This window comes from Facklamia languida CCUG 37842 (genome assembly GCF_000245795.1).
In the GTDB taxonomy this organism is placed as follows: domain Bacteria; phylum Bacillota; class Bacilli; order Lactobacillales; family Aerococcaceae; genus Facklamia; species Facklamia languida.
The window spans coordinates 1,208,069-1,220,084 of the sequence record NZ_JH601133.1 but is presented as its reverse complement, the minus strand read 5'-3'; the positions used below and the strand labels follow the sequence as shown (position 1 = coordinate 1,220,084).

The 12,016-nt window shown below is 42.6% G+C and carries 10 protein-coding genes; 2 read left to right on the top strand and 8 right to left on the bottom strand.

Annotated elements, in window-relative coordinates; genetic code table 11:
• Positions 1-169: 169 nt before the first annotated feature.
• Positions 170-1,195 (top strand): PTS transporter subunit IIC, encoded by a 1,026-nt coding sequence (locus HMPREF9708_RS05610; RefSeq protein ID WP_006309291.1) that lies wholly within the window; start codon positions 170-172, stop codon positions 1,193-1,195.
• Positions 1,196-1,730: 535 nt separating this feature from the next.
• On the opposite strand, the gene HMPREF9708_RS05605 is transcribed toward HMPREF9708_RS05610, so the two are convergent.
• The 5 genes from HMPREF9708_RS05605 to HMPREF9708_RS05585 all read right to left on the bottom strand — a co-directional run bounded on the left by HMPREF9708_RS05605 (position 1,731) and on the right by HMPREF9708_RS05585 (position 6,239).
• Positions 1,731-2,159 (bottom strand): arsenate reductase ArsC, encoded by a 429-nt coding sequence (locus HMPREF9708_RS05605; RefSeq protein WP_006309290.1) that lies wholly within the window; start codon positions 2,157-2,159, stop codon positions 1,731-1,733.
• Between the two features lie 17 nt (positions 2,160-2,176).
• A complete protein-coding gene (locus tag HMPREF9708_RS05600) occupies positions 2,177-2,476 on the bottom strand; it encodes an ArsR/SmtB family transcription factor (protein WP_006309289.1) in 300 nt (99 codons plus the stop codon).
• A gap of 376 nt (positions 2,477-2,852) precedes the next feature.
• On the bottom strand, positions 2,853-3,788 hold the full coding sequence (locus HMPREF9708_RS05595; RefSeq protein ID WP_006309288.1) for a sensor histidine kinase: 936 nt from the start codon (positions 3,786-3,788) through the stop codon (positions 2,853-2,855).
• A complete protein-coding gene (locus HMPREF9708_RS05590) occupies positions 3,785-4,444 on the bottom strand; it encodes a response regulator transcription factor (RefSeq protein WP_006309287.1) in 660 nt (219 codons plus the stop codon). The genes HMPREF9708_RS05595 and HMPREF9708_RS05590 overlap by 4 nt, the downstream gene beginning before the upstream one ends.
• Before the next feature lie 10 nt (positions 4,445-4,454).
• A complete protein-coding gene (locus tag HMPREF9708_RS05585) occupies positions 4,455-6,239 on the bottom strand; it encodes a serine hydrolase domain-containing protein (protein ID WP_006309286.1) in 1,785 nt (594 codons plus the stop codon).
• 195 nt (positions 6,240-6,434) lie between these two features.
• On the opposite strand from HMPREF9708_RS05585, the gene HMPREF9708_RS05580 reads away from it, so the two are divergent.
• Entirely contained in the window at positions 6,435-7,184 is a 750-nt protein-coding gene (locus HMPREF9708_RS05580) for a nitroreductase family protein (protein WP_006309285.1), read from the top strand.
• Positions 7,185-7,394: 210 nt separating this feature from the next.
• Here the strand turns inward: HMPREF9708_RS05580 and abc-f are convergent, their stop codons facing one another.
• The 3 genes from abc-f to HMPREF9708_RS05565 form a co-directional block, all read right to left on the bottom strand.
• Positions 7,395-8,918: a ribosomal protection-like ABC-F family protein gene (gene abc-f / locus HMPREF9708_RS05575; RefSeq protein WP_232215549.1), complete on the bottom strand. Its 1,524-nt coding sequence runs from the start codon at positions 8,916-8,918 to the stop codon at positions 7,395-7,397.
• A 261-nt stretch (positions 8,919-9,179) separates the two neighbouring features.
• Positions 9,180-10,745 (bottom strand): hypothetical protein, encoded by a 1,566-nt coding sequence (locus tag HMPREF9708_RS05570; protein ID WP_040447802.1) that lies wholly within the window; start codon positions 10,743-10,745, stop codon positions 9,180-9,182.
• Positions 10,746-10,980: 235 nt separating this feature from the next.
• Positions 10,981-12,012: a S66 family peptidase gene (locus tag HMPREF9708_RS05565; RefSeq protein ID WP_006309282.1), complete on the bottom strand. Its 1,032-nt coding sequence runs from the start codon at positions 12,010-12,012 to the stop codon at positions 10,981-10,983.
• Positions 12,013-12,016: the final 4 nt, after the last annotated feature.

Sequence of the window (12,016 nt, the reverse complement as noted above, 5' to 3'; positions counted from 1 at the left end):
GTGCGGGTTTTTCTTTGGAGATTCACTGACAAGCAGGATTAAGGCCTCATTCTGGCAACCCTAAAGAGAAAATCCAGAAAAGAAGAAAATCACTAATCAAGGGAATTCCCACCCTTCGAGTAGTCTTTTGTACTATAATAGTCAGTAAGAATCAAATAAGGAGCTCATCATGAAAGCATTTTTAAAGAGAAAAAATATTCATTTATCTGCTAAAACATACCTAGTCGATGCCTTAGGATCGGTCGCATTTGGCTTGTTCGCGACCTTACTAGTGGGCACCATCCTCAACTCTATTGGAAATGTCTTTGACATACCTTTCCTAACAGACCGTCTCTTTCCTTTAGCTCAGTTAAGTGCTGGACCAGCGATTGCTGTAGCCATCGCGCTTAGCCTAAAAGCCGACCGCTTGATCCTCCTCGCCATTCCCGTTGTGGGCCTGAGCGCCTATGAGAGCGGTGGGGTCATCGGTGTCTATCTCTCGAGTATCATTGCGATTGAACTCGCTAAAATCATCTCCAAAGAGACCAAGCTTGACATCATTCTAACCCCCGCCTTCACCCTTTTAACGGGTGTCTTACTGGGCGATTTCATCGGAGCTCCCATCGGTCGCATGACCCAATCTTTAGGTGAATTAATCATCCATGCGACCAATCTGAATCCCTTCCTGATGGGAATCCTCGTCTCACTTCTTATTGGAATGGCACTCACCATGCCGATCTCTTCAGCCGCAATCTGTATGATGCTAGGCCTCAATGGCCTGGCAGCTGGGGCCGCTACAGTTGGCTGCTCCTCTCAGATGATTGGCTTTGCGGTCATCTCCTATAAGGATAACGGACTGGATGGCTTACTGGCTCAAGGACTTGGCACAAGCATGTTTCAAGTCGGTAACATCCTTAAAAACCCCTGGATCTGGTTGCCTCCTAGTCTGGCCAGTGTGATCATCGCACCCTTAGCGACTATGGTCTTTAAATTGGAAAATTCCCCTCTCGGTGCCGGCATGGGGACTAGCGGCTTGGTTGGCCAAATTGCAACCCTGTCGGAGATGGCCCCCCATTCGGATCTCTCTTCTACTTTACTCGCCATCGCCCTTCTTCATTTCATCTTGCCTGCCCTAATCTCCTACATCACCTACAAAATTCTCTACAAGTACCGGCTCATTAAGGATTCGGATATGAAGATTGATTTTTCAAATTAGGAGTTGACACACATCGCCCTCACTTAACTAAAAAGACACAGCCCTTGTCGAACTGATAAAAGGCTGTGTCTTTTTTATTTAGTCTAAGATCTTGATTAAGGACTTAATTTTCATGATAGACCACATTGAATCTCTCATCAGGACCCCACTGATGTGAAGCCATAGTGGTCTTCAATCATCTGGTTAATCTTAGTATGCATCATCTTCCTCCTTTCGCAGAAACTTACTTTCATTGTACTATCAGTCCTCATAAATATTATATACGAAAGTGATGCATTATTTAGGGACTTCCCAACAGAAAAAGAGCAGCCCTGTAAAATGGCTGCCCTTTGAATCCTTTAATTAATTTTGAAACTTTTGACTCATTGAATTGGCTATTCTGACAAAGTAGAATGGTTGTTGGAATTGAAACATTATAAAATTTATAATGAGCTAAGGTATTTGGAATTTGAGGCAGAAAAGTTCCAATCGTCACTCCGACAAACATACATATCAGTAGCTAAACGGTCAGGTGACGCTCAAAAAACTGATTTCTTTATTGTTTTTCATAACAATAGTCTCCTTTATTTTTTATTTCTTCAATTAACCGAAGCACTTCCTCTTGAATTTGATGGATCACGCTGACGTAAGCGGCATCTTCTTTACCACTTGGATCTTCTAGACCCCAGTCAAAGCGCTGATGCTTATAGGGTAGATTTGGACAAGCCACATTACACCCCATCGTAATGACATAATCAACAGGAGGAATCTCAGTGATTAACTTTGGTTTTTGTGTCTCCTCCATATCAATTTGATGCAGCTTTTTCATCAATCGAACGGCATCTTGGTTAATCTGATCCTTCAATTCAGTGCCGGCTGAATAAACCTCTAACGTATCGCTCCCCCATTTTTTGGCTAGCGCTTCTGCAATTTGACTCCGACAAGCATTATGAACACAGACAAAGGCAACTTTAACTCTTACCATCTTTATCCCCTCATTCTTTATTTATGACAAATACAATCCTTATTTTCAGTGGTCATGCTCTCGATAAATGATTTTAAGTCGTTGAATGTTGTCTCATTTAAAGTATAACGCATCCAGGACCCTTCTTTTCTCGCATTAACGAGTTCACTTTTATTCAATAAATTCATATGATAGCTTAAAGTTGACTGGGAGATATTTAATTTTTCTAGAATATCACACGCACACATTTCACCGCAGGACAACATATCAATAATTTTTAAGCGCGTCTCCTCCCCTAGGGTCTTCAGGGTGGTAGCATAATCACGATACGATTCCACTTCTCTTCTTCCCTCCTGTCGATTTGAATTCGACATATCGAAACATATCAATGTCTAAGCCAATCTTACCAAAACACATTGATAAATATCAATATTTTTTGGTGGATTGATTATGCCACATGTATGAATCATCCTAAAATATCTGATGCTCTCCACAACCGTTAGAATCATTTATATGACTGGTTGATGCAGCTAAGTGAAAATCCTCTAATACACTAACTATTAGACTCTTTGATCAACGAACTCAATAAAGTTATATAAAGATCATTTAAAATTAGTTAAAACCACCTTTCTCTCTGATTGCATCCAATTGAGTGAAAGGTGGTAGTTTTATAAAGTAACAATTTATTAACATGATGTTCAAATGAGTATAGTTTTATCTTTTTTGATTTATCTTAGGAAATCGTACGATAAATGCCTTGGTGAAGGAGTCATAGGGGGATTCAAAACCAATGCTGCCATGGTATTTCTCAACCAACTTAGACACAATTGCGAGTCCAAGGCCATATCCCTTGCCAGCAGTACGAGCGCTATCTCCAGTATAAAAAGCTTCAAAGAGATGGTCATCCTGAATTTCATTGCCAGAATCTGCTAGATAAATGAGAAGCTCCTTGTCTCTTTCCTGTATACCGAATTTTAAGGAAGTTCCTGGCGGATTATGCTTGATGGCATTTACCAATAAATTCTCACAGATTCGGTAAAAGTCCATTTCCAATATTGGGAATTCAAATTGCCCGTCAACATCCAGTTCATAATGAATCGCTCTTTCTTCAATCATCCAGTAATTATCTGCTATCAGACGAACGATCACTGAAGATAGATCAATGGGGTCAACCACCTCTTGGAGATTGGAAGTGGCATGAAGCAGACGCGAATAGGTGAGAAGATCATTCAAAAGAATAACAGCATGGTCGGTTTTTTCCCGAATGATACCATATATTTCTTTTTGTTTGGCTTCTTCAATCTTATCGTCCATCAAGGCCTGAGCATAACCCTTAATAACCGTCATGGGTGTCTTTAAATCATGGGCAATCGCAGAATATAAGAAATGTTCCCGCGCGACCTGTTGATGGACCTCATCGTCGATAAAGACTTTGATCCTTCGATAAAAAGATCGACCTACCAAAGCAAAAACAATGCAGAATAGGACAAGATTTAGGACCAGCATTAAGACGAGATAGGCTGTTCCAAGGTCTTGAACGTATCTCTCTAGGAAATAATCAACCCCGTCATTGATCACAGCCAAAATGAAGCTGAGTAAGAGTGTGTGAAGGATGAAAGAACGTATAATCTTTTGCTTTAATCGTTTCATGACCGCCACCGATACCCTATTCCTCGGATCGTCTCTATCCGATCATCGCCCACGATCTGTCTCAGCCGATTCATGATGACTCGAATAGAGTTGTCATTATAAAGATACTCTTCTTCCCATCCAGCCTTATAAATTTGTTCTTTAGTGAAGACCCGCATGGGTTCACTCATTAATAAATAAAGGACAGCAAACTCAACTTTTGTTAAATCTGCTAAATGATCCTCTACTTTTACTTGGCAGCAGTGAAGGTCTAAAAGAATCCCGTCTCTTTCTAAATAATGGTCTGGTTCCGTCGACTTTTTCAACCGGCTCTTCACTTTGGCTAAGACTTCCATCGGTTCAAAAGGCTTCGTGATATAATCATCCGCTCCGATTTCATAACCCTTTAGCTTGTCCTCTAAGCTATCAAGCGCGGAAATAATAATCAAGGGAATATCGAGTTGATCTCGGACCAACCGAATCAAATCCAGCCCATTTATTGAGGGCATCATGATATCGATCAACGCCAGATCAATGGGTTCCTTCTTTAGTATCTCTAGAGCCCTTTGTCCTTGATTAGCTGAATGAATCTGATAGAGGTCCGAATCAAAATAGAGCACGAGCAGGTCGATGATGGCTTGTTCATCATCGCAGATAAGAATTTGATACTTCTTCATCATTTCCCTCCTAAGACCAGAAATTATAAAGTTCAAAGAAATAGACAAAGACCGGGGCAAGCAAGGGCCAGGAAACTGAGATGAGAGAGGCATGACTTCTCCCTTTAAACTTATTATAGAGTTCTTTACAGAAAATTACGATCGTCACACCGCTAGCCAAGACACAAATCAGCGATACGAAACACAATTTCAGTCGTGTATAGTCACTTGTCATTAACCATAAGTGAAGAAAGGCAAGGCCAACGATTAATCCCGCTATCTGACTAATCAATCCGGATGTGATAGCTTGAGCTTTTCCTCTTAACCGTCTGATCAATCGGATGACCAACCGAATTATGGTGACGACCATACTGATGAGAAGACCGATGATTAAGCCATAAGCTAGGATGCATTCGCTTAGCGATAAGCGCACCCTATCCGTTGAGAAATCCTCTAGCACATGTCCATCCCCTCTTTCCACAACTTTATAGGCAAAACCATTCTCATTATCAAATTGGTAACGGTGGTTTCCCATAGAAGTGACCTGCAAATCGGCTAAAGGTACACGAAAAAGACTGGCATCCTCCGTTTGCTGAATCGGTAAGACCCCAGCTAAGTACTTAATAAACCGTAAGGATCCTCGATGAATACTGCGCTGGCTCGTATATAAGCCTGAAATCTTGCTTCCCTTTTGAGGGGTCCCCTCACCACTTCCATATAATAATTGTGCGAGTCCATAATTATAGGCTGTCTCCCCGGGCTCGTTGGTCATAACAGCATATCCCGTTTCAGTTATCGGATTAAACCAAAAGGATGAAGTATATCCTTGAGTATTTCCACTATGTCCGATCAAATGGACGGCATGATCAAAGGCTAGTAAACCATGGTGAATCCTTGCGAGTCCATCCTCATAGAAGACACTCGCTTCTTTCATCCGATCAAAAGTCTCCGCTTTCTTAAAAAAACGGGGATGGCTGCGAGTAAACTCCATTGCGAACGTAAGAAAATCATCAAATGTCCCAGCAGTCGCCCCAGCTGGATAGAGTCCAATATGCGTGATGCAAGAACCCAAACTTTCTTTATCCTCCGATGTATAATAGTAACTTTTTGATTGACGTCGATGTTCTTTGACATATAGATTATCCTGCCAATCAGCCGCTACCGCGGTATGATCCATTCCTAATGGTTCAAAGATATTGGCTTGAACATACGCATGAAAGGCTTGTCCACTTACGGATTCTACTAGATAAGCCGCCAAAGCCGGTGTCCAATTATTGTAAGCAGTCACCCCGCCTGGTTTGAAAACCTGGTCCGGTTGGCTATCAATCAACAGGTCTCCTAAGTCTGGTATGACTTCATTCTCCGCATATTCAACTTTGAGTCCAACTTCTTGAAAGCCTGTTTGTAAGTTCATAATATCTAGGACTCGAACTGGGTCAGGATAGGTCAACTTGGCGGCAAAGTCCTCTGGCAAGTAAGTCTTGATATCTTCATTCAGGTCAATTTGACCAGATTCTTGCAGCTGCATTAAAGCCACCCAAACCAAGACCTTGGAAACAGACCCCCACTCATAAATGCTGTTTTCATCCGCAGCAATCTGCCCTTCCCGATCGATAAAGCCATAATGAGTCTGATAGACTGGGGCCCCTCGTTGAAAGACACCCAGAGACACTGCAGCAGTGCCCTCCTTTCTTTCTTCAATGAAGGCTGCAACCTCTTGACCAATTTCTTCTTGCTCAAGAGCATGGATCGTTCCATCTGCGCCGATGTGAGATAATAATAAGACACTTGTGAAGAATACGATTAATCGTTTCATAAGACCACCTCCTGCATCTAATATAAACTAGGCTGCTTAATCTAAGATTAACTCGTATTAACTGAATATTATTTCACCCTTCTTTCATCTGATAGCTAGCTCAAAAAGATCCCCTCCCAGCTGCCATTACCAAAGATCTCCCAGAAATGTTATCATTAGAATGAAATCGTAAGATTCAATATAAAGGAGCGTCTCATGAACCAAACCATTACTCACCAATTAAACCATCGAACCATCAGAGAATTTAAGAAAGAAAAACTCGATGACCAGACCATCCAAACCCTGTTAAAGGTTGCTAATGCCAGCGCTACCAGCAATGGCATGCAGTCCTATTCGATCATCCGTGTTGAAAGTCAAACCCTTAAGGATGCCTTGGCTGAGAATGGGCAGCAAGCCTATATGGCACAAGCGCCTCATTTGTGGATCTTTATCGCAGACCTTCACCGTAACTACTCCATTGCCCGCGAGAATGAGGTCGAGAATGATCTGATGATTGGCTTTGATAAGTTCATCCAAGCCTTTACCGATGCGATTATTGCAGCCCAGAATGTCGTCAATGCTGCAGAAAGTATGGGCTTGGGAACCAATTATTTCGGTAACATTCATAATGATACAGCCCATGTCATTGACTTATTGAAGCTCCCCCAATTAACCTACCCTGCAGTTGGACTTAGCTTTGGAATTCCGGACCAAGACCCCCAAATCAAACCCAAGATGTCAATGGCTATCAAGAGTTTTGTCGACCATTACCAAGAATTCGACCATTATATGGAAGTCATTGCGGATTATGACCAAGAAATGCAGACCTACTACGACTTGAGAGATTCCAATCGCCGGTCCGATAAATTCTCAAGCCAAATCTTGAAGAAACAAGGGACCCGGCTAGAAAAACGGGAAGAAATGTTTAAAACACTGATCAAACAAGGCTTCGTGATCAAGCAATAGCCGCTTAATGCAAGGAAAGCGCTGGGACATGTGACTTACAATAAATTAAAGAACGAAATACCCAATGTGCGATCACATGAAAGAAGACGCCGGCTCCCCAGCTAGCAAAAGCTTGGCTCCGGAGTCCGATTCTGTGATGGTTCATTCAGAGTATTTCGTTCTTTTCATTTTTAAAATAACTTTGTCGACTTACGAAAAGTCGTCTTGCCTTTAACGGTTCTGTCTGCGCCTTATTTCTTCTTTAAGGGCTTTGATCTCAGTCCAATCAACCTCTGGGTCTGCTATCATTTGGTCAAGCTGAAATTCCAATAAGGCGAGTTCCTTATCTTTGTGATCCTGGTTTTTCGCCAAATAAGAAACCGTTACCATTTGTTGGTTCTCAATATAATAAGACCGATCCACTGTATGCTCAACAAAAACCTGGTCATGGGAAACTAATAGAATGGCTGCTGGATGATGGTTGATAAATTTCTCAACAGTTTCAAGCGTCTGGAGATCCAAAAAGTTGGTCGGCTCATCCAAGATCAATAGGTGATAATCGCCCAACAAAAGCTTAGCAAAGGACAAGCGAACGCGTTCGCCACCAGACAGAGTCGCTACTTGTTCATTAAGCCTTGTGATATCGAACCCCATTGCGGCCAAGACATTTCGGATAACGGCCTCATCTTGTAGACTCCCTTCGACCACATTCGCTAGAACCGTCTTGTCCTTATCTAAATGATCAAAATTTTGATCATAATAACCAATGCTTAAGGCATCTGCATAGTATCCTTTCAATCCACCCTGCACCAGGAGTTTCAAGAAGGTTGTCTTCCCCGCCTGATTGGCCCCTTGAATGGCTACCTTATCGCCTGCTTTTATGGTGAATTCGGCGAAGGTAAATAAAAGGCGATCGTTGACTTTAACTGCACCGGAATCGAGGTTGATCAAAGTTTGCCCCTTAGTACTTGCTAAGTTCCCAACAGACTTGAAAGTATAAGATCGCTCGGCTTGAGGACGGTCGACTGCTTCCATCTGGTCGATTCGTTTTTGCAGCGCTTTGGCTGATTTGGCCAGGCCTTTTTGTTGGCCATCGTATTTCCCCATCCGGCTGTTCACCTTATAGTCTGAGTAAGAGATGGTCTTTTTCTTCTTCTTGAAGGTCTGGGCCCGCTCTCGACGCTGGCTTGCTTCATGCTCTAATTGTTGAATTTTCTTTTGATAGTTTTGATAAGCTTGACGCTGGTTTTCAAGCTGGGCCAGCTTCATTTGTTCATAATCCAGATAATTACCAACAAACACCTTCAAGTGTCCTTGGTCGAGTGCCCAGATTTGGCTAACGATTGCATTCAAAAATTCACGATTGTGTGAAACAACTAAAAGTGTCCCATCATAAGCCTCTAGGTCCTGCATTAATTGATGAATATTCGCTTGATCGAGATTAGCGGTCGGTTCATCCAGAATCAGGATCGGTGGCTTCTTGGCCATGGCCTCCTCGATCATCCGCTTCATTTGTTGCCCACCTGATTCAGAGGTCCCTTGCTTGATTTGCGGCACATAGGCAAAATCTTGATGCAAACGAATGTGTCCGCGGTAATTTAAGTCCAGTCCGACGATCATCTTCAATAGCGTCGACTTACCAGCCCCATTCTGACCGATGAGACCAATTCGGTCTCCTTGATTAACGGTGGCATCATTAATTTGAAACAATGAACTGCCTTTAATTTCCTTGGTCACACTTGATAATTTAATCATTTCCATTGGATACTACCCCATTTCTTAACCGATAGCTAGCAAAAAATTGATCTCTGAGCTAAAAAATGGGTACACAAAAAGGACAGGGTCCTTCCAACCAACTGTCTGAGTGCACACTCCTCCCTTGAATGAAGGGTTCTTGCTCAGATGTTAGATGGAAATGTTCATGTCCTTTTACCTCGTATTCTTAATGATGCATTCATTATAACATTTCCAGGGGCAAATACCAAAAAAATTAGGATGAAAGGTCTGGCAATCCCCTTATAGCTTAGAAATTCCAACGATTTGATCGACAAGATCCTGGTTTAGTTGATAGTCGCTAGGGACAGACAGACTTGGCTGATAAGGTCCAGGATCCACCCCGTGATTTCTTTCAATGGCAGTAGTGGTGATCAATTCTTGGTCACCAGCCAATCCTTCATAGAATATGTCGCCGGTCGTTAGATCATAGACAAAGACAGGATATTCTGAAGCAAAAGGTTCATACAATCCCAGGCCAATTCTAATGCTAGAACCTGCTTGTTCTAGCAGGTAGAGGTCATGTCCCTGCAGGGTCATCCCAGAAGAAATGGCCACCTGGTTAAAAATCTCATTCAAGATCGGATCCTGCTTAATCTTCTCCGAGTTATATAAACGATCAGCCAAGGCAACTTTAGAACTTCGCAAATATTGCTCAAACCGCGCCGGGTCTTCCGTGCGACGAATAAAATCATAGGCTCTTAGCCGGATGAGATTAGCCAGTTCTGCTTCAAGGTCACTATAGCCACCCTTAATCAATTCATAAATAAAGGTCTCGTCATAGACTTGAAGCGCCGTCTCTAAGTCTGGTTCCACTGATAATACCTGATCGTACCAAATAGCCAACAAGGGATCGACGGTGAAATCATAAGAACCCGCACGGATCCCATCTAAATTTACCGTATGGGCCACATTAAATTCGGCATCGATCCGGGCGAGCAGATCCCACCACTCACGACTAGGATCAAACTCAGGGCGGCCATTCATAATATCATAGTGATCAATCATTCGCATCCGGCCATCATAATTACCCACCATCCGATACTCGAGCCAAACTTGCTCATCCATCTCATTAAGTAAGCCTGTTAAATCCGGGTATGCCAGGGAGAGCGTTCCTTGCGAATTATGAAATAAGAAAGCTTGGTCGGTTCCATAATGATAATTGGCATTCAGCCCTTGGACCACGACATTGGTAGAGACCGTTACTTCCCGAACACCTGACCCATCACTACTATAGACCTTGATGATCTGGTTGGGTAATTCTTGGAAGAAAAAATCATAATTAGCGGACGCATCGAAAATATTACCCTGAAAGTTTACTTCTCCATTCTTTGTATCCATCTGAATATGACGAAAAGTCGGCGTCAACAGATAAAAATCAACAATCGAATCGATTAAGGAGACATCAACAGAATAATCTTTGCTGTCATCAGTTGCTTGAGGGCCAGATGAGACTCCCTCTTCTTCATTTAAACTATCCACATATTCAATAAAATATTCCGGCATCGTCTTATAGACAGCCCCCATCCTATTCGGTGGAATATGGGATTCAACCATATTGTAGAAAGCCTGACGATTATCTTTTTGATAGTGCATATAATTGGCATCGATATCTGCGATAATCGCTTCGATAATCTCATCAGCTTCCGCTTGGGACATAACATTCCCGTCAAAGTCAGGCGCCATCAGCATATGATAAGCCTCTTCCATCATGATCAAATTTCGATCAGCAGCCTCAATTTCACTTCGCCCAAACGAGGAAAAGAAGCCAGCAACAAGGATTAACAAAGTCAAGAACCTTTTACTCATCCCACACCCTCCATTAATCATAGTAAATATAATACGATCAACCTCAGTATAGACCATTATCGCTCCCAAAGGAATAAGGAATTGATTTTTTGGTGAATAACTAGTCCAACAAAAAAGCCACCCTTTCAGGTGACAGTCTTTAGAGGCTGGTAGGCCATCCTCAAAGAAAATTCTAAAATTTGCCGCTATCTACTAGATTGTGACATTCAGACTTAGTCGATAATAAAGCGGGCTCTTAGTCCTCAAATCGAATCCGCTGTTCAACTGCATCCACGAAAGCAGGGACACCGAAGGGAACGATACAGCGTGGCATGGCATGCCCCACATTTAGATTGTAGAGAATGGGCAGATTCGTATTTCCTATCTCTTGCACTAAAATGTCCTTATAGGCTTCATAATAGGCTTCATCTTGAGGCTTACCCACCAAGAGACCTGAAAGGACCTCAAAAATTCCATAATCCGCCAGGGTTTGAATCATCTTCTTGAATAAATCAGGGGCTGTTTTTTCTTCACTGGTCTCTAAGAGTAGGATTTTATCACGCCAGTCTTCAAGGGAGGGGAAGAGTTGATACTTGTTTGTGATTGCGACCGAATCTGCATGCCTGGCGTTATTAAAGAATTGATCGATCGATTCTAAGCAGCCTCCCAGTATTTCTCCCTCAAATTTAGTAGGGCCTTGTAGGAGCTCAAAGCCATTATTTTGATAAGCAGGCATCTCAGTTCCAACCTGGCTGACACCAAAGTCCTCGCGATTGGGGTACCAAACGTCACTCGGTCGAATTTCCGTAATCCTTCCTTTATGGATCAGTTCCTCAAAGTAATGGGCGGTATAATCAAGCATCTGGTCAGACAGCTCTGCGATATCTGGCAAGAAGGCTTGCCCATAGAAAGTTTTGATGCCAAGTTTATGGAACATAAAGTGGTTGGCGGTGGTATCCGAAAAACCAAGGAAGACCTTTTGCTTGGCCACCTTGGCCAGGGCATCCTGGTCAAAGAGATGAGGCGCCAAGCGATAAGTATCATCCCCACCGATGGCACATAAGATCATGTCAATCGAATCATCCGCCATTGCTTGTAAGAGGTCCTCCGCCCTAGCCTCTGGGTGGGCTTGAAGATAGGTGATGCCTTTTCTTGAATTGGGGAGGAATTCCACTTCGAGACCAAGGCTTATTAAACGTTCTAAACCAATCGCAATCTGGTGGTCAACAAAAGCCTCGCCTAAGAGGCCACTCGATAGGCTCACAATTCCTATTTTTTTTATTTTCATACTC

Bases quoted from the DNA above. Each gene is read 5' to 3' on its own strand.
- HMPREF9708_RS05610 (WP_006309291.1), top strand. From the start codon at position 170: ATGAAAGCATTTTTAAAGAGAAAAAATATTCATTTATCTGCTAAAACA.
- HMPREF9708_RS05605 (WP_006309290.1), bottom strand. From the start codon at position 2,159: ATGGTAAGAGTTAAAGTTGCCTTTGTCTGTGTTCATAATGCTTGTCGG.
- HMPREF9708_RS05595 (WP_006309288.1), bottom strand. From the start codon at position 3,788: ATGAAACGATTAAAGCAAAAGATTATACGTTCTTTCATCCTTCACACA.
- HMPREF9708_RS05590 (WP_006309287.1), bottom strand. From the start codon at position 4,444: ATGAAGAAGTATCAAATTCTTATCTGCGATGATGAACAAGCCATCATC.
- HMPREF9708_RS05585 (WP_006309286.1), bottom strand. From the start codon at position 6,239: ATGAAACGATTAATCGTATTCTTCACAAGTGTCTTATTATTATCTCAC.
- HMPREF9708_RS05580 (WP_006309285.1), top strand. From the start codon at position 6,435: ATGAACCAAACCATTACTCACCAATTAAACCATCGAACCATCAGAGAA.
- abc-f (WP_232215549.1), bottom strand. From the start codon at position 8,918: ATGATTAAATTATCAAGTGTGACCAAGGAAATTAAAGGCAGTTCATTG.
- HMPREF9708_RS05570 (WP_040447802.1), bottom strand. From the start codon at position 10,745: ATGAGTAAAAGGTTCTTGACTTTGTTAATCCTTGTTGCTGGCTTCTTT.
- HMPREF9708_RS05565 (WP_006309282.1), bottom strand. From the start codon at position 12,012: ATGAAAATAAAAAAAATAGGAATTGTGAGCCTATCGAGTGGCCTCTTA.